Source organism: Psychrobacter sp. ANT_H3 (assembly GCF_027919975.1).
GTDB classification, from domain to species: domain Bacteria; phylum Pseudomonadota; class Gammaproteobacteria; order Pseudomonadales; family Moraxellaceae; genus Psychrobacter; species Psychrobacter maritimus.
Window position 1 is genome coordinate 499,771 of the sequence record NZ_JAQISM010000001.1, and the last position, 18,667, is coordinate 518,437.

Here is an 18,667-nt window from a genome sequence, read left to right on the forward strand (position 1 = left end):
ATTCTCGTAAGTATGGTTTTTCTAATCGCTTTTACCAAGACACCTTTCATTCATAGCGGCGTTTGGCGAAAAAACTTCACCATTATGTCGTAAATATCAGGATAAGCATCAATCAGCTTTTGCGGCGTCTCAAAAAATACCTCACTGAGTACCGCGAAAAACTCCGCAGGATTGGTCGCGCCATAACGGTCGAGACCTGATTTATGATGGCTTTGAAAATCCTCAAAGTCTCGGCTCATAATCTCAGTCCAGCGCGCAGGATCCATATCCGCTTGCAGCGGCGGAAAACCATTGGCACGACCATTTAGCATATCAAGTTTATGCACAAACTCATGAATGACAACGTTGTGACCATCGCGCTCGCCTGAGTGTTTAGCATCCTTCCATGACAGAATAACAGGACCGCGCAGCCACGCTTCGCCGCTACGGTGCTGACTGCCCTCATGAACGATACCCAATTCATCCACGGTGGTGGTTTCGCTTTTGTAAGAACCCGGATAAATAATAATGGCCGACCAGCCAGCGTACCACTCAAGGCTTAGGTTTAAAATAGGAAGACAAGCTTGCAAGGCGATAGATTGCTTGACCGCATCGGTAATCTCGAAACCCTGCGCGCCAGTAATCGACTTATCCGCCAAAAAAAACGTCGCCAGCTCAAACAAGCGTGTTAGCTCATCCTCGTTTAGCCTCTCAAGTATCACAATACGCTTGGCCGCTTGCAGCCAGTCAGCATGGGTAAACTCGCTGTTGGCCAATATGCGCTGCTCGCGCCAGTCTTTTATCATGCTAAACATATTGAATTTCCTTTAATTTCGTCGTTAGACTGTGCTTTTTATTATTGGCGTTATGTGTTTTAAGGGGTTAAATGGTGCTGACAATAAGCCTATTTATCAAGATTCTAACGACAACATATTCATAATTAGTTTAATCAAGGTTTCTTTTTGGTTGGGGTCAGACTCAGCGACCAATAACGTTAATGCGGCAAGCCCCGTGTTATTAATAACCATGTCACCTTTATCATTAAGCAGTCTATTATTCCGATGCAGAAAATCTACAAACAAAAAAGCGCCGCTGCGTTTATTGCCATCGGTAAAAGGATGGTTTTTGACCATAAAGTATAGTAAGTGCGCCGCTTTACTCTCGATGGTCGGGTATGCAGGCTCGCCAAACACCGTCTGCTCTAAATTACCCAGTACACTGTCCAAGCCATCACCACGAGGCTTGGCAAATAGCTTAGTCGCCTCGCCTCTATCTATCAGCTGCGCTTTCAAATCCGTCAGCGCTGCCATCGCCTCAGTCGGACTGGGTAAGATACCGCCATCCTCCCCTGCAGGATTATCAAGCAATCCTTCATCATAGCGCTGTAACCATAAGAATGTCTGTGTATAACGACTGATAATCTCAACCAAGCCGCGACCTTCATCGGTTTTCAGCTCAGGACTTTGCGCGGTTTTTCTAATTAAATTTAATGCTTGTTGCAGCTCGCTTGAGTTTTTATCAAAGCGCTCTTGATTGAGTGTATAGCCTTGAACCAAGTATTCACGTAGGCGCTGGGTTGCCCAGCGTCTAAACTGCACACCTTGAGGGGACTTGATGCGATAACCTACTGAGATAACCACATCTAAGTCATAAAACGTCACAGGGCGATCAGAATTTGTAATATGCATTTTTTGCATATTGCTTTTTTCAGCAATTTCTTCATCGTTTATAGCATTGGCAATATGACGCGAAATCACTGACTGGTCACGACCAAACAGCTCGGTCATTTGTGCTTGCGTGAGCCAGACAGTCTCTTGCTCGAAGCGAACGTCTACCTGCGCCTCTCCATCAGCGCTTTCATATATCTCTACTTTTGCCACGTCATCATTCATAACGTTGATCATCTCAGCTTTCCCCAATCCAAATACAAATGCTTGCGCTGTGGTTATTATTCTTAATAGGCAAATCATACAGCGACTGCATGACAGAGTACATAACAATGACTATCCTGTGCTTGGAGTATCTCGCGGCGTATAACCGAAATGCTGCTTATAAATGCGTGCAAAGTAACCTTGGTCACCATAACCGACTCTATGCGCCACTTCATCGATGGTTACGTAGCTTTTGGTTTTTAAAATATGATTGGCCTGCTTTAAGCGCAATTCTTTTACCCATTCCGAAAAACTATAGGGCAACTCAGCAAACAGTTTATGCAAGTATCTGACCGATATATGACAAGCAGCAGCGACCATCGCTGGGGTTAAAGCGGGGTTTTCTAGGTGCTGATGGACGTAATGCTCGATGCGCTTTAGATGTACCGACTGTATGGACGAGCTGCTACTCATCATCACCTCTTTCGGGGCGCTTAATGTCAATACAATAAGGTTAAGCAGCTGCTGCTCTAGGATTTTAACCTCTAAAGCCGCCAATCGATGCTGCTGAATCAGCTCTAATATTTGTCTGATTTGAAAAACCAGCAACCTGCCTGCCCCTTCATCAATAGACAGACTGCGGGCAAACTGCCGCTCTATAGTGCCCATTTGCGGGGTTAATAGCGCCAAAGGCACCTTGATCACATATAACGACACTTGCTGCAGATGATAAAACTCATAAGGTAAGTTTGATAATTCAATAAAGAACTGACCCGGGCTTGAGGTTAATTGGCGATTTTTTTGCGCAAAACGGACGCTACCGGTCACAGGAAAGGTGATTAAAATACTGTCGTCGCCACTATTGTCCTTAGTGCCGTCACTAGACTGTTTGCTCGCTAAGCTGCGTTTATAATGTACGGTATTGGCATGATAATGAGACACGCCGATATCCAAAAGCTTGGCGTGTTGCAAGTAACCAGAAAACTGACTTGGCTGGCGAAAGCTTACATTGAGATCAAAATAGGTGTCATTGATGGTGCGCTTCCAATCAAACGCGTCTAACGTTTGAGGAGCGCTTATAGCAGGCGTTGAAGATATTGGCGCAAATGGGGTTAATAGTGGTGATGATATTGCCGAATTTGAAATAGAATTGTCCCCTACAATGTCTATGAGACTATCGCTGTTTACTGTGCTATTGGCATTGCTATTGTCTGTATCGCGACTTGCATTCATCCTTGAATACTCTATGAATAAAAAATGAGCGGTAATCGCTGCTTATACACTAAGCGCTATTTGTAAGCATTTTATTAGATGCTAGGCGGTTATTTTTATATCATAAACGTATTATTACCCTGATGTCTAAATATGATACCTAAAACAAACATCAGGCATTAAACGAGGTTTAATGCCTGATGGGAAAACTATAAAGCGATAACGATGAAAACAGCAAGCTAAGCGGCTTTGGTTAGCTTATAAGTGCCCGTCTCATGCAATTCTGCTTGCCAGCCTTTTTTAATCACAATCGTGGTGGTTGGCTCTTGAATAAGCGCCGGCCCTGCAATCAGCGCCCCTGCCCCAAATTCCTCACCATTATAAATAGGCGTATCAATCCATTCGTATTCTTGATCCATGATCATCTCACGGCTGCCTACTTGCGCCTGACTGATATCACCTTGTTGCTTAGCAAGCTCTGGTAGCTTGGGCTTACTGATTTTACCGATGACAGCGACTTCGATATTGACCAGCTCGACCTTATTGTCACGCTCATCATAAGTATAAAGCTCTTTATGACGGTGATGAAAGGCTTCCAAAATCGTTTGCACGCTATCGGCATCAAGCTTGCCATTGGGTATCAGTACATTACACTCATGCACCTGCCCGACGTAGCGCATCTCCATGGTGCGCTCGATGATGATATCATCTTCTGCAAAGCCATCTTCTAGTAGCTTTTGCACGCCCAAACTTTCTAGCTCATGTAAGGTGGCATTGAGTGACTGTAGCTCTGAATCTGGCGCAATAAGCATCATTTGCGTCGCGAGATAGTTATATTTAATATCAGAGATGATCTGACCAAAGGCGCAGAGACAAGAAGCAATCTTTGGTATTAAAATAGTACTAATACCCATTTCTTCTGCCAAATCAACAATATGCATGCCAGCAGCACCGCCTGCACAGATTAATGCAAAGTCGCGAGGATCATAGCCTTTTTCGATGGTAATACGGCGAATGCCGTTTGCCATATTTTGATTGACGATGGCACTGATACCAAAGGCTGCATGCGCCAAGTCAATTTTTAGTGGATCGGCGATATACTTTTGTACCGCTTGCTGAGCTTTGTCTTTATCTAAGGTAACACAGCCACCTAACACGGCATTGGGCTCTAAGTAGCCTAAGACTAAATTGGCATCAGTAACCGTTGGCAACTCACCACCTTTACCATAAGAGGCAGGCCCCGGTGTCGCGCCAGCACTTTGTGGGCCTACTTCTAACATACCAAAATTATTCACATGACCAATAGAGCCGCCGCCTGCGCCCAACGTTTCCACATGTATCATCGGCACGCCAATACGATTGCGTAAGAAATCAATATCACGGTTTAGGCTGGTTCGGCCAGATTTGGCCATAGTGATGTCAAAAGACGTACCGCCCATGTCGACGGTGATAATATCATCGATACCAAAAGCGCTGGCAATATACAGTCCTGCTTGCGGTGCTGATGCTGGTCCTGAATTGATGGCATTAACCGCTCTTTCTCGCATGATGTTACCGACAGCAAGTCCGCCATTTGATTGAAAGTAACGGACCGGCTGCTCAGCCCCGAGCGCTTTAAAGTAATCATCAATCTTATGCACATAAGACGCCATAACGGGGCTTAAATACGCATTAACCAGTGTCGTTGACGTACGTGTATATTCTTTAATCTGCGGATATACTTCACTGCCGCAGCAGACAAACACCCCCGGCATATGCTGCTCAATGAGCGCTTTGGCCCGCTGTTCGTGCTGGGTATTGCGAATAGACCACACAAAAGAGATGGCAACCGCTTGCACGTCTTGCTGTTTTAACACTTTAATCGCATCGAGGATATCTTGCTCATTTAGCGGCTCGTGTTCGGTACCGTCTGCTAAGATACGCCCACGGATGGGAAAGCGGCGATCACGCGTGGCAATCTGCGGCGCTGGCGGGTAACTGGCATCATAGCGGTGCCCTTCTTCTTTGTGCCCTAAGCGTATCTCGATACTGTCTTCATGCCCTTTGGTACATAGCAAGCCCACTTTCACGCCCGTCATTTGAATCAGTGCGTTCAGTGCAACCGTCGTACCATTTATGCACAAATCGCAGGCTTGAATGATATCCTCGATAGGACGGTTAAACTTGTTGGCAATTTGCTGTAGACCATTGGCAATGGCTAAGGTGCCATCCTCTGGGGTCGATGGTGCTTTAAACAAATGAATGTCACCGGTTTTTTCTGCTAAGACAAAATCTGTAAAAGTCCCGCCAGCATCAACGCCAATACGAAAATCGTTGTTCATAAGTCATCCTTAACTCAATCATGAAAGTTCAATGTGTGTTTTATGCGGTTATCTGGCGGCGTAAGTACTCAGTCTCAGCTTCATTGAGCGTCAGAGTTTCTGAGTCAATTACCACGCCGTATTCAATCTTTGCCGCAGAGATTGAGATAATCCTTTCTTGTACATCCTTGATGACCGCTTGAATATCGCGATCAAATGAGCTGCCGTAGCCGCCGCCACCCGGATTGGTATTCCGCGCGCGTTCACCCGGCGTGATTTCCGTAACGGTGTTTTTTCTATACAAATCCGTTTGCCCGTCTTTATGTAGTATCTCTAGACGCCCAACTTTCAGCTCAGGTGAGATTTGTTCCGCGCCGCCGGCGCCCATAGTAGGATGCTGACGACCTTCGCCAAAGGCAATAACCGTCATAGTATGGTCTAATGGCTCAACTTCCCAAACCGTACCACAGCCGCCGCGGTACTCGCCTGCACCGCCACTGTCTTCTGCCAAGCCATATTTATGGATTAAGATAGGATACTGGTACTCTAACAGTTCGATATCTCCCGAGCTTAACGCCCCAAAGCAGCTTAATGGCCCACAAGCGTGCCAGCCATCCATCTGCTGGGTGGCCCCAGCCCCTGAAATAATAGATGCCAAAATCATGGTGACGTATTGCTCACCAGTTTTTGGATCGATACCAGCAATATTAATCCCTGATGAATGTCCCCAAGAGGCGGTAACGCGCTCAGGTGCCGCTGCTTCAAATGCCATACGTACCGCGTCAGTTAAAGTTTCCATCGGCGTGGTCGTACAGTTGACATGCGGTGCCGGTTCTTTGGCATTACATAAGGTGCCATGCTCACCCAAATCAACGGTCACACAGCGATATAAGCCTTCGTTATACGGCGGCTCTACTTGGGCAAACATCATTAGCCCAAGTAATACCCCTGACATCGAGTTACCGGCATAAGAGTTGATAAAGTAAGGGACTTGCGGCGGACTGGTAATTTTAATATGTACGTCGCTGTCTTTGATAACGATATCAGCGCTGATGGTCATATCACCCAAGCCATGACCTGAGTCTTCTAACACCGCCTCGCCATGATAATCGCCATCTGGGATAGAGGATATTAATGAGCGCATATGGTGGTCAGCCATATTTTTTAGCTCTTCAATCGCACCACGCACCGTTTCAACCCCGTATTTGTCTAGCAGCGCAATCATATTACGCTCGCCAACGGCACACGCGCCATACTGAGCATTGAGATCGCCTTCTTGGTTACGGCGTGAGCGCATATTACTGTGTATGAGGTTAATCACATCACGACGTCTGACTCCTTTTTCCCAAATCTTAATAGGCGGAATGCGTAAGCCTTCAGCATATATCTCTTTGGCGTCAGGGTTATAGCCTGCTGGTACAGGGCCACCGATATCAGTGACATGACCTTTACAGACTGTCCAAAAGACTAACTCACCTTTATAAAATACCGGCTTATACATACAGCAATCTAAGATATGGCTGCCCATCATCACAGGGTCGTTATGATAAATGACATCGCCTTCATGAATGTCATCACCATAATATTCGGCGACGGCTTTCATGGCGGGCATGAGTGACCCTAGATGAATGGGAATATCTTGCCCTTGCAAAATCATCTCAGGCAAATGATCAAACAGCGCATTACTGTAGTCATGGGCTAAGTTAAAGACACTCGAACGGGCGGTTTTTTCTAAGGTGGTTGTCATCTCACGCTGCGCCGTTTCTAGGGCACCACGTACGACAGACAAGGTAATAGGATCTATAGAGGGGTGAGCGTTGCTCATGAAAGACTCCTTGTCGAGAAATTTGGGTCAGAATAAGCGCATTTATATAAGAGAAATAAGAGAATATGCTGGTCTATATGACCATTTATCCTTACCCTTCAGCGCGCGCTTTATCTGGCTTATCATCTATCCTAATGATCAAGCTTTTCCACTATAGCGAGGTTTTGGCAAAATAGATTGACTGTGCGTGCAGAGTTTTTGACTGTCAGTGTACAGATGTAGCTATAAAAAGTTTGTTTATCTTCTATTAATCAAACAAAGCTATTGCCAATGAATCTGTATATAGGGTAAATTTCAACTCCTACTACCGACAAAATTTGATTAAATATGCCAATAACCACTATGAACGCCAAATCACTTGCAACTAAGGTACGTCAATTAAGCTTAGCCATATCGTTAGCGTTAGCATCACTTACCATCGTTTCGATAACAACGACACAAAGCGCTCACGCCGACACTTGTAGTTGTGATCAAGGTAAATTGTATTCCATTGAAATTGATGAGCTAAACAACGCCCACCCTCATAAGCTAACATTAACAGCCAACAATGCTTATTATCAGCTTATCGATGATAAAGGTACTGTCGTTCAAGACAAGTTATATGACATCAAAGCCTATGAAGATGGGCGTATTGTCGCCAAACGTCATGGCTACTTTGGCGCTATTGATGCAACTGGAAAGATGGTTTTAGACTTCAAATATGATGCTATTGAGGTTTTAGACAATAATTTTTATCATCTAACCAAGTATTTTGGTAGTAAAGAAGCCACCGCAATAGCCAATGGCGCAGGTGATTGGCTCTATCCTGCTAGCAAAGTATTCGATAAAGATATGCAGACTAATTATATGTATGCGGATAAAACCAATAACGTTACCTACTTTATGATTTCAAAAGATGGTAAATACGGTTTAATCAATGATAAAAAACAGACTTTGATTACCCCTGTGTATGACCAGTTAGAGTTGCTAGACACCTGCCCTAATGAACGTCTGTTTATGAAGGCAAAATTAGGGGACAAAGTTGGTTTAATCGATCAGTATCAAAAAGTCGTCGTACCCTTTACCAAAAATATAGATATCGAAAACTTTAATGAAGATAAGCAGATATTCAGTGTTAAGTCCTACGTTCCTAAAGGCGCTGGCAATATTGGTCATTTGAATAGAGAGACCGTTATTTCCGAAAGCCTAATAAACGGTAAAGGTGTACCGCTAATAAAATCTGACGCCAGTATTAGACTGCTAAACAGCCATTTATATGAGTATAAAAAATCTGGTCAGTACGGCATCATTAATAATAGTGGGGCCATCGTACTACCAGTGAGCTTTGACTATTTATACAGTCAGTATAGCCAATATAACGCTCCTATCTTGGCCGCCCACAATCAAAAAATAGGTATTGTTACCAAGGGTGCTGATAGCAAACTTAAGGTCAGTGAATTCTATGATGGCCTTGAGCTAAGTGAAGACAGTACTTACACTTTGCATGAAATAGAGAGTCAATTATTAAAAAATGAGGAGGACGCCAGTACTGAAGAGGAAGTCATTTATGAGGCTACAAGCGCTGAAGAAGCGGATAATACGCTTGGAGCAACCCTATACAACCCATCTAATAGCTCATATATTGCTCAAATAAATCATAAGTTTGGTTTGGTTGATAGCAACAACAAGGTATTGATACCCATCATTTACGATGAACTCAGCTATTTCAATAGGTTTATAAAGGTAAAAAAAGACAATAAGTATGGCTTACTGACAGATAATAATGAGACAGTAAAAGCACTTATTTATGATGATATTACCCCACTTAGCGACTCACATGGAACCGAGGATAATATCGGTATTGTCTTTGCCAAAGGCAATCAGCAACAACTCACTAATGAATTTGGCAGTATCATAATGCCATTTTCTGACTATCGATTTGTGGATAATAAACTTGATTACTTAGACAATATGAGTGTGATTGAAAAAGAAGGCAAATACGGCTTATTCAGCGTCAAAGAAAAGAAGGTACTTATTCAGCCTATATATGAGGATATGTATGAGCGTATCTATAACGAAAGCATCCTTGCCCAATTAAATGGCAAAAAAGTATTAATAGATACGTCAGGCAAAGTACTGATTAGTGATTTGTCACAATATGCTGCAATTGAGCGCTCAAACAATGAAAGCAATATAATCGTGAAAACAAACGACGATAAATACGGGGTGATTGACTACAAGGGTAAAACCATCATACCGGCCGTTTATGATTCTTTAGAACTACAAGGGCTATCAAATAACTATGAGGCTGTATGGGGTGAGAACAAAGCCCCTCTACTGCTATACATCGTAGGAAAAAATGGCAAACACGGTATTTTTGCTCATAACGGCAGCGTTGTAGCACCAATAGCATATGATTATATACAATCTCTTATTTACCCCGCTTATTTAGCAGTCGTCAAAGATAAAAGCGCTGACAGCGAGGCCGTTGGTGAAGCCAATAATTTAGGTTTAATGAATTTATCAGGTAAAGTGGTACTTGATATGAAATACCATGATGTTAGAACGAATCTTTATGATCCTGAAGGCAGGCTGTATGCCATCAACAGCCATAAAAACATAGTGGAAACTTACGATAAGAAGCTGACCTTCATTAAAACCCAAAGTTTGCAGGCGTTTATCGATACCAATGAATGGTATAAAGAATAAAGAATAAAGAATAAAAAATGCAACAAGGCGCTCATCATTGAGCGCCTTGTTTATTATTACTCATACAGCTAAATTTTACCCCACCACCAGCCGCATCATCTGCGTACTGATATAACCGCCAAAAGTGCCCACCGCATAGCCTAAAATACCCAAGAATACGCCAACTGGCGCAAGTGATGGGTGAAATGCCGTGGCGACAATCGGTGCCGAGGATGCGCCGCCAGTATTGGCATTGGAGCCAACTGCTAAAAAGAAAAACGGCGCACGGATCATTCGAGCGACCGCAAAAATAATCACGACGTGAATGCTCATCCACAATAAACCAATGAGTAGCAAGCGCCACTGCGAGACAATACCGGCGAGATTGATTTGCATACCGATAGCGGCAATCAAGACAAAGATAAATACCGTACCGATTTTGGAGGCGCCAACATGGTCAAGGCGACGTATTTTGGTAAAGGAGAAAACCACCCCTATTAAGGTGATAATCACCACCATCCAAAAGAATGAGCTGGCAAAGCTATACTGTACTGCCCAACTGTAAGGGGCAAAGAAGCCTGCTATTTGCCCGCCTACGAAATGCGCCACCCCAACCATGGCGAAACACAAGCCAAACATCACCATCAAATCATTTAAAGTGGCTGGACGCGCATTGTCACGCTCATAGCTTTCAACTGCGGCAATCACTTTATCAATACTACTGCTATCCGCCCGTAAAAACTTATCTATCTTAGCGCTGTGCTTGGCCATGACCAAGATAGCCAATAACCATAATGAGGCATTGGTGGTATCAACCAAAATCATCATGCCAAATAAATCATCACTGACACCAAACAGCTCTTTCATCGCCGCTTGGTTTGCCGCCCCACCAATCCAACTGCCCGCGACCGCTGAAAATCCGCGCCACAGGGTATCGTCGGTAAACATTTCAGGCGATATCCATTTAGCAATACCTAAGCTTATGGGACCACTGATGACGATGGCAATGCTAGCGGCAAAGAACATGGCAATGGCTTTCCAGCCTAAGCCTAAAATTTTAGGGACATCCATCGATAAGGTCATCAGCAGCAAACTGGCTGGCAACAGATAGGTAGCAGTAAAGCCATAAATCTGTGAGCCGATACCATCAGCGAAGACACCCAGGCTGTTTAGCGTGGCTGGGATAAAGCAGCACAGTACAATACCCGGCAACACCGCATAAAAACGTCGCCAAAATTTACTGGGCAGCCCTTGGGTATAAAACACTAAGCCAATAATGGCCATGATTATGCCAAATGCTAATGGCAGATTGTCAATTGCTAAATAAGAGATGTCGGGCATCAGATGGCTCCGCAGCACACGATGAATAAAAGCCTGTCAGTATAGACAAGGCGAAAAAGACGCGCAAGCAACGATCTCGCATTGTTGATTTTTTATCGATGTTTTATCATTGACATAGAGCTACCTTACTATAAAACCATGACGCACAAAAAAGCCAGATAACAAGTATCTGGCTTTTTATGTTAGGTTAACTGGCTAGACCAATAGCATTTAATCAAATGCTATTATTGACCAGTCACGATAACAATATTACGAGTTGTTACTACGGTTGCCGCCGCTTGAGCGACCTTGACCACGGCTGTCAGCACGACCAGCTGGGCGACCTTGGCTGCCACTTGGACGACCACGACCCGTTGCAGCACGCTCGCCACGTGGAACGCCAGTGCTATCACCACGGCTAGGAGCACCATTGCGCTTGCCTTGATACGGCTTGCCACCTGAACGCTCATTTGGTTTACCAGATGAATCACGTGGCTTACCTTGATAACCGCTGTCATTGCTAGCGCGTTGACCAGTCGATGCACTGTCGCTTGAACGACCACGAGCATTAGCAGGATTGCCTTGATAGCCACCACCCGCGCGACCACGGCCTTGACCGTTACCGCCGCCACTTGAGCGTCCGCGACCACGGCCACGACCATTACCTTTGTTTTCGCTAGGTACATAAGTCTTCTTAGGCTCCATACCTTCGATGACCGATACTTCCATTTTGCGATCTAAATAACGGTTGATAGCGTTTAGCTGTGGACGATCATCCATGCTACATAGGCTGATGGCAATACCCGTACGACCGGCACGGCCACAACGACCGATACGATGCACGTAGTCTTCTGTTTGACGTGGCAAGTCATAGTTAATGACGTGCGATAGTGCTGGCACGTCAAGACCACGAGCAGCAACGTCAGTCGCTACTAAGATTTTACATTTACCATTACGCAAGTCTTGAACGATACGGTTACGCTTGCTTTGTGGCAAGTCACCATGTAAGAAGCTGGCTTTATGGCCTTGCTCTTGTAGAGATTTGGCTAATTTTTCAGTACTACGTTTGGTCGCAGCAAAGATGATGACTTGTTCCATCTCTTTATCGCAAACAATTTTGTCAAGCAAACGGTTTTTATGATCAAAATCGTCACAGTAATACACTTTTTCTTCGATGTGTGCTGATTCAACTTTGATTGAAACGCGCTCAGGGTTTTTGGTGAAGCTGGCAGCAATCTTGCCAACAGGGCCATCCCACGTTGCTGAACACATGATGGTTTGACGGTTATCAGGAGCGGCTTTCAAGATATCGTTGATATCATCAGCAAAACCCATGTCAAGCATACGGTCAGCTTCATCAAGTACCAAAACTTCTAGGCTTGATAAGTCAACGCGGCCCGCATTGATATGGTCAAGTAAACGACCAGGAGTCGCAACAATTACTTGCACGCCTTTTTTCAAAGCAGTAATCTGACCATTGTAAGGTGCGCCGCCTACTAATGGCACACAGAACAAACCGCGCATATCTTTCGAATACGTACGCACACTGTCATGTACTTGCTGAGCAAGTTCACGCGTTGGCGTTAGGATAAGGGCTTTGGTTAATTTGTCAAAGCTAGTGGCACGGCTTAAACGGTCAAGTACTGGGATAACAAATGCCGCTGTTTTACCACTACCGGTTTGCGCTGACAATAATAAGTCGCGACCCGCTAGAGCAAAAGGAATGGCTTGTTCTTGAATAGGTGTTGGATGGGTATAACCACTGCGATCAAGCGCGGTCAAAATTGGCTTGGCAATATTAAGTTCAGCAAAAGTGATTTTGTTTTCTTCAGCAGCGTCAGTAGTAGCCGCTTGATTATTAGTATCGGTATTTGGGGTATCAGTGCTTTCGATGATGCCGTTTTCAGCGGCGATAGCAGATAAGATGTCAGTCATAGTAATCCTTGGTAAGTATAAGCTGCTGTAAATTCAGCAAGCTTGATGCATACCACTGATAACCGTTCACCACGCTGCATTTATAAAATAATTATCTCACCCTAAGAAAGGCTTAACAATCAAAAGCCAAGCTTATAAAGCTTGTCAATATTATAAAGGCGTTCGTGCTGTCTGACGTATTTTGGTGGTAGTGCCGAGTGTCTCATCCTTGTTCGTTAAAAGCGCATTATCCATGCTTTGTCCAAAGCAGATAAAGGCTGGTAACAACCAATCTAGCCCATATATGGGTTCGTAGATAAGATATGAGTCAAAAATAACGTGTTTTTCAATATGTATATGAAGGGTTATTTAAGTACACAAAATCATCGGCAACAATTACTTATGGTCATCCTAGACCCAAAATCGCAGGCGATGTTATCAATCTCATAATTCACGATAGTCTAAGCTAACGTGGCGACGCAGTATAGCATAACAAAAATGCAAGTAGTAGCTCTTTTTCTGTTTATTAGCAAAATAAGGGCTATAGCTGCAAATATATGCTTAAAAACTGATGTTAAACCAAGCCTTTAAGCAAGTTGCTGTTTTCATCCAATTTAATTATGTACGTGACACTTTTACTTCTGTCACATAGGTTGGTAATTGCCAAGCACCGCCTACCTCTATCAAGCGGCACATGCCTGTGGTGCTTTCATGGCTCTTCTCAAAAGCTTTGCCCGTCCATACCCAGTCGGTTTTAGATAAGCAGTCACCAATCCCGCGGCCTTTTTGCACCGAAGTTAATTTGCCATTGCTATAATCGGTTGCACTGGTCGTCACCAAGGTTGGTTGATAAGGCTTAGTGTCATTGAGCACCCAAGCGCCCATGCCAGTGTTATAAGCACCCATCCAGCAATCATGCTGTACGAGCAGCTGCTTGCTATTTAGACGGCTGACCCGCCAAGGTGACTTATCTGCTAAGTTTGGGCAATCCGTATCTGCATCCTTCATGGTGGTTTTCATCAGCTCTGCTAACTGCGATGAGCGCATGACAAACTTTCTCTTACTGCTAGAGATGGCTTTAGGGTTTGGCGTGACCAAGCGTAGCGCGGGTGCTGCTTTAGGCGCCAAGACACTGCTATTAGATTTGCTTACGCTATCGGTACTGATAAAGGCACTTGGTGTCCCTACTCGGCCCTGTGCTTCATCGGCTTTGAGCATGACAGCACTGGCACCTTTATCCGATAGCTGCCAGCGCGTATTGCGAATCACCAGCTCAATCTTGCTTGATTTAGTCAAGGCATCAAGTAGCGCGTTGACTTGCGCTGAGGTCAGCTCTGCATGACCTGCCGCCACCGAGTATGGCTTGGTTTCTCCGTAATCTCTATCATTAATAAACAAGGATATACGATGGCGGTTGCCAAGCTGCATCAATGCCTTTGCTGAGCTTTCTTTTGCGCCGCCAAGTTTGACCTTGCCATCGACTGTGGCATTGGCACCTGCGCGGCGCACCAATAATAATGACACCGGTAAATCGCTATTGTTCTCTGCTTGGTAACCTGCCAGCCGGCAAGTACGGGTATTATCGCAAGCCACTTGCCAGTCTTGGTTGCTAAAATCAACAGCCGCACCAGCCTGCGCCGCTGAGCTAAATAAAGCCGTGCTAATGGCTGCAAATAAGGGTAATAAAATTTTCTTTGTCATCAATAAGGGTATCTTTTTTGTTTTTATAGGATTTATTGTGCGATGAGTGCTGTCTGTTAAGAGGTTGGATTTTTTATGGCGCTGCTGATTGGCATTGCTATTGCTGCTACTATTGTTACTACCACTACCATAGTTAGCATGACCAGAATCAACTGTCATCTCACTCGTTAAGGGTGATGATATACGCGTCGTCTTATTATTATCCTTCATAATCATTACTCATTAATAGAATAAATATCAACACCTGCCCATTAAGGCGTTGGCTGCTATCTTAACGTACCAATGTTTCTATCTGTTATACTAATGTACCATTATGTAAAGACGGAAGCATAGTGCTGATTCAATATATAGATAAGTATATTTGGAGTAAAGAATATATTATACGGAATATAGCAAGCAAAAGGTTAATAAGCAAATTGCCTATTAACCTTTTTTATTGAGCTATATGATGAGCGGGCTATCGTCAATAATCGTTGAGATAGACAGCTTAAAATACATGCTTAGGTAATGAGATTCAGTAATCAGACTCAGTAATGCGCTTAAACAATAGGCTTAAGCGCTAAATCTACTGCGCGTTTAACCGCTGGACGTTCGGCAATTTTTTGCGCCCAACGCTTTAGGTGCTTATACTCCTCTACTTGTAAGAACTCAGCGGCATCATAAAGCTTGCCAAGTACCAGCTGACCATACCATGCCCAGATAATCATATCGGCAATATTATAGTCAGACTCAGCGTTGCCACACATATACTCGTGGTCTTTGAGATGCGTATCCAAGACATCAAGCTGGCGTTTGGTCTCCATCGTATAGCGATTGATAGGATACTCTAGCGGTTCAGGAGCATAGGCATAAAAATGCCCGAAGCCGCCACCTAAGAACGGCGCGCTACCCATCTGCCACATCAGCCAAGACAGACAGTCTGCCCGTGCTTTACCCTGCTGCATCGGGATAAACTTACCAAACTTTTCCGCTAAATATAATAAGATAGCACCCGACTCAAAAAGTGCAATAGGCTCGCCCGCCTCTGAGTTATTTACAGTAGCAGAATAATCTACCAGCGCAGGGATTTTTGAGTTCGGATTGATAGCGACAAATCCTGAGCTAAACTGATCACCTTCAGAGATGTCGATTTGATAGGCGTCGTACTCAGCACCCTTAATATTCAGCTCAGCAAGCTCTTCTAACAGGATATTTACTTTCACGCCATTGGGTGTATTCAATGAATATAGCTGTAAAGGCGCATCGCCGACGGGCAGTTTTTGCTCATGGCGCGCGCCAGCCGTTGGCCGATTGATACTGGCGAACTTACCGCCATTTTCGCTGTCATTTTTCCAAACTTTAGGCGGAGTATATCCGCTAGCATTGTTGTTTTGAATGTTGTTGTTTTTATCATTACTTGCTTGATTATTATCATTACTCATAAGATTACCTACTTTTTTATTGCTTTATTATGTGTTGTTTGATTGCTCTTTACCGCTATCTACTATAGCGAGGATTGATGCTTTGATTAAAGCCCTGTCTTGTAACCTAATTTTTAAGAGTCATTAAAAGGAGTGCCAAAGCGTTTAAGGGTAAATTTCTAATGACTGGGCGTATACCGTTACTTTGCTACTCTTTAACTCAAAGGTAGTTGTTTTTATACTACCCACACCTTAGCGGCTTTTTAGAGCCTTGGTTTTTCAGAAATATAGTTTTCTAGAGACATAGCTTTTTATAAACATAATTAAAAATAGTTAAAAGACGCTCTAATCAGCACTTTTAATACACTCTTAAATCCCTCTTTTAAAAACTGCGCTTAGCAACAATGGTCGTAAGATATGGTGATGTCAATATGGTAACCCTAACCCCAACCCAAGATAAATACCTGCCCTATGTGCTAGCGGTGGCGTTATTTATGCAAATTTTAGATGCCACCATCTTAAATACTTCCCTGCCGCAGATGGCGCAAGCGCTTGGTGAATCACCGTTAAAAATGCAATGGGCGGTCATCAGCTACGCGTTAACCCTTGCGATTTTTATTCCTATTAGCGGATTTTTAGCCGATAAATATGGCACACGGCGGGTATTTTTATACGCCATTATCATCTTTTGTATTGGCTCACTATTGTGCGCCGCTTCACCGACATTAGATTTCTTAATTGGTTCGCGCATTGTACAAGGTATTGGCGGCGCGATGATGACCCCTGTGGCACGTTTGATACTGGTCAAATCCTATCCACGCAATAAGCTCTTAACCGTGATGAACTTTGCAGTGATACCAGCGTTGATTGCGCCCTTAGTCGGACCGGTATTGGGCGGTTATATCGTGCAATATACCAGTTGGCATTGGATATTTTTAATCAATATCCCGATGGGCGTTTTTGGTTTTATCATGGGTAAAAAACTGGTACCGGCGTTATTTGAAGATACCAAACGTTTAGATTGGACAGGTTTTGCTTTGTTTGCCGCAGCCGCTTGCGGTTTTACGCTTGCGGTAGAATTTGGCCCACAGACAGGTCGAGGGCTTTACGGTCTGATGCTTGGATTAGGCGCAAGTCTATTGATAGGCGCTTATGTGTGGCATGCTAAACGCCGCGCAGCACCGCTATTTCCCCTAAGCTTGTTTAATATTCGTACCTTTCGCATCGGTATTACTGGTAACTTATTCACGCGCTTAGGTATCAGCGCTGTACCTTTCTTATTGCCACTATTGCTACAAGTGGTGTTTGAATACTCGCCATCGCAAGCCGGTTGGCTGCTTGCGCCCATTGCCGTTGGTGCAATCGGTATCAAACCTTGGGTCAGTAAAATCATTCAGCGTTTTACCTACCGTAAGGTGTTGGTGGCTAATACCTTTTTAATCGGTGTGCTCATCATTGTCTTGGCGCAGTTTAACGATGCCGCAAATTGGATTTGGTTTATTCCTATCTTGACAGTCATGGGTGCTTGTAACTCAATGCAGTTTAGTGCGATGAATACCATTACCATCGGTGATTTAGAAGGCACGCAAACCAGTAGTGGTAATAGTTTAATGGCTGTCAATCAACAACTGGCGATTAGTTTTGGCATTGCCTTTGGTGCAGCGTTATTAAATCTGCTGCGTGAGCGCTTCGAGCTTGATACTTTGGTGGCATTTCAAACCACCTATTGGATACTCGGTATCATCACCATTCTCTCGGGATTATACTTTTTACGCCTTAAACCTCAAGATGGTCGCGGCTTGTATTAAGTATTTGTATTGAAACCATCAAAAAACGAATGGTATTTATCTACTTTGAATACAGAAACGTTAGACATAAAAATGCCAGCGTATACTAACAGAGGTCTTAAATTGACTTTTTAGTATGCGCTGGCAGGTATCAGCACTTTTTATAATTTTAAGGCGCTTTATCGTCATCCATTTGCGATTGGATATAGTTTTCAACGCCCATATCTTTAATCAAGTCCTGTTGCGTCTCTAACCAGTCTTGATACTCTTCGTTACCGTCTTTTAAGCTGACGAGCAGCTGGCGCGAGACATAGTCACGCTTGCTCTCACATAAGGTGATTGCATCGGTGATAATATCGAATTTCTGCTTCTCTAAACGCAGATTGCAATCGATAATCTCTGGTACATCCTCACCAACCAACACTTTACCGAGTTCCTGCAAATTTGGCAGACCATCTAATAGCAAAATACGTGCAATCAGCTCATCTGACCATTTCATCTCAGCAATCGACTGCTTATACAGTGAGTCATTTAACGACTCTAAGCCCCAATGGCGTGCGATACGCGCATGCAAAAAGTACTGATTGATGGCTATCAATGACTGACCGAGCACTTTATTCAGCGCACGGGTGATCTCTTTATCCCCTTTCATTTTTCTCTCCCTATATTCATTATTATTTTATTACCGATA

The 18,667-nt window shown here is 44.0% G+C and carries 12 protein-coding genes; 2 read left to right on the top strand and 10 right to left on the bottom strand.

Annotated features, from left to right (window positions below):
• Positions 1-50: 50 nt before the first annotated feature.
• The 5 genes from PG901_RS01965 to capB form a co-directional block, all read right to left on the bottom strand.
• A complete protein-coding gene (locus tag PG901_RS01965; protein ID WP_271133297.1) occupies positions 51-794 on the bottom strand; it encodes a zinc-dependent peptidase in 744 nt (247 codons plus the stop codon).
• 96 nt (positions 795-890) lie between these two features.
• On the bottom strand, positions 891-1,883 hold the full coding sequence (gene rhuM / locus PG901_RS01970) for a RhuM family protein (protein ID WP_271133298.1): 993 nt from the start codon (positions 1,881-1,883) through the stop codon (positions 891-893).
• A 99-nt stretch (positions 1,884-1,982) separates the two neighbouring features.
• Positions 1,983-3,083, bottom strand: a complete 1,101-nt coding sequence (locus PG901_RS01975) for a helix-turn-helix transcriptional regulator (RefSeq protein ID WP_271133299.1) — start codon at positions 3,081-3,083, stop codon at positions 1,983-1,985.
• Between the two features lie 218 nt (positions 3,084-3,301).
• The gene (capA, locus tag PG901_RS01980) at positions 3,302-5,383 is read right to left on the bottom strand and encodes a caprolactamase subunit alpha (protein ID WP_271133300.1); all 2,082 of its coding nucleotides are present in this window, start codon (positions 5,381-5,383) and stop codon (positions 3,302-3,304) included.
• A gap of 40 nt (positions 5,384-5,423) precedes the next feature.
• A complete protein-coding gene (gene capB, locus PG901_RS01985) occupies positions 5,424-7,187 on the bottom strand; it encodes a caprolactamase subunit beta (RefSeq protein ID WP_271133301.1) in 1,764 nt (587 codons plus the stop codon).
• Between the two features lie 327 nt (positions 7,188-7,514).
• Between capB and PG901_RS01990 the strand changes: the two genes are divergently transcribed.
• Positions 7,515-9,875 carry a WG repeat-containing protein gene (locus PG901_RS01990; RefSeq protein ID WP_271133302.1) on the top strand — a complete coding sequence of 787 codons (2,361 nt, stop codon included), beginning with the start codon at positions 7,515-7,517 and terminating at the stop codon, positions 9,873-9,875.
• A gap of 75 nt (positions 9,876-9,950) precedes the next feature.
• Here PG901_RS01990 and PG901_RS01995 read toward each other — a convergent pair whose 3' ends face one another.
• The 4 genes from PG901_RS01995 to yghU all read right to left on the bottom strand — a co-directional run bounded on the left by PG901_RS01995 (position 9,951) and on the right by yghU (position 16,210).
• Positions 9,951-11,195: a DUF819 family protein gene (locus PG901_RS01995; protein WP_271133303.1), complete on the bottom strand. Its 1,245-nt coding sequence runs from the start codon at positions 11,193-11,195 to the stop codon at positions 9,951-9,953.
• Positions 11,196-11,444: 249 nt separating this feature from the next.
• Positions 11,445-13,109 (bottom strand): DEAD/DEAH box helicase, encoded by a 1,665-nt coding sequence (locus PG901_RS02000; RefSeq protein WP_271133304.1) that lies wholly within the window; start codon positions 13,107-13,109, stop codon positions 11,445-11,447.
• A gap of 597 nt (positions 13,110-13,706) precedes the next feature.
• Positions 13,707-14,999: a DUF1176 domain-containing protein gene (locus PG901_RS02005; RefSeq protein ID WP_271133305.1), complete on the bottom strand. Its 1,293-nt coding sequence runs from the start codon at positions 14,997-14,999 to the stop codon at positions 13,707-13,709.
• 329 nt (positions 15,000-15,328) lie between these two features.
• Positions 15,329-16,210: a glutathione-dependent disulfide-bond oxidoreductase gene (gene yghU / locus PG901_RS02010; RefSeq protein ID WP_271133306.1), complete on the bottom strand. Its 882-nt coding sequence runs from the start codon at positions 16,208-16,210 to the stop codon at positions 15,329-15,331.
• A 410-nt stretch (positions 16,211-16,620) separates the two neighbouring features.
• On the opposite strand from yghU, the gene PG901_RS02015 reads away from it, so the two are divergent.
• The gene (locus PG901_RS02015; RefSeq protein ID WP_271133307.1) at positions 16,621-17,997 is read left to right on the top strand and encodes a DHA2 family efflux MFS transporter permease subunit; all 1,377 of its coding nucleotides are present in this window, start codon (positions 16,621-16,623) and stop codon (positions 17,995-17,997) included.
• A 148-nt stretch (positions 17,998-18,145) separates the two neighbouring features.
• Here the strand turns inward: PG901_RS02015 and bfr are convergent, their stop codons facing one another.
• Positions 18,146-18,628 (bottom strand): bacterioferritin, encoded by a 483-nt coding sequence (gene bfr / locus PG901_RS02020; protein ID WP_201565891.1) that lies wholly within the window; start codon positions 18,626-18,628, stop codon positions 18,146-18,148.
• Positions 18,629-18,667 lie beyond the last annotated feature (39 nt).

What these genes read in the sequence shown, in the direction of transcription:
- PG901_RS01965 (WP_271133297.1), bottom strand. Translation starts at nt 794, where the DNA reads ATGTTTAGCATGATAAAAGACTGGCGCGAGCAGCGCATATTGGCCAAC.
- rhuM (WP_271133298.1), bottom strand. Translation starts at nt 1,883, where the DNA reads ATGATCAACGTTATGAATGATGACGTGGCAAAAGTAGAGATATATGAA.
- PG901_RS01975 (WP_271133299.1), bottom strand. Translation starts at nt 3,083, where the DNA reads ATGAATGCAAGTCGCGATACAGACAATAGCAATGCCAATAGCACAGTA.
- capA (WP_271133300.1), bottom strand. Translation starts at nt 5,383, where the DNA reads ATGAACAACGATTTTCGTATTGGCGTTGATGCTGGCGGGACTTTTACA.
- capB (WP_271133301.1), bottom strand. Translation starts at nt 7,187, where the DNA reads ATGAGCAACGCTCACCCCTCTATAGATCCTATTACCTTGTCTGTCGTA.
- PG901_RS01990 (WP_271133302.1), top strand. Translation starts at nt 7,515, where the DNA reads ATGCCAATAACCACTATGAACGCCAAATCACTTGCAACTAAGGTACGT.
- PG901_RS01995 (WP_271133303.1), bottom strand. Translation starts at nt 11,195, where the DNA reads ATGCCCGACATCTCTTATTTAGCAATTGACAATCTGCCATTAGCATTT.
- PG901_RS02000 (WP_271133304.1), bottom strand. Translation starts at nt 13,109, where the DNA reads ATGACTGACATCTTATCTGCTATCGCCGCTGAAAACGGCATCATCGAA.
- PG901_RS02005 (WP_271133305.1), bottom strand. Translation starts at nt 14,999, where the DNA reads ATGAAGGATAATAATAAGACGACGCGTATATCATCACCCTTAACGAGT.
- yghU (WP_271133306.1), bottom strand. Translation starts at nt 16,210, where the DNA reads ATGAGTAATGATAATAATCAAGCAAGTAATGATAAAAACAACAACATT.
- PG901_RS02015 (WP_271133307.1), top strand. Translation starts at nt 16,621, where the DNA reads ATGGTAACCCTAACCCCAACCCAAGATAAATACCTGCCCTATGTGCTA.
- bfr (WP_201565891.1), bottom strand. Translation starts at nt 18,628, where the DNA reads ATGAAAGGGGATAAAGAGATCACCCGTGCGCTGAATAAAGTGCTCGGT.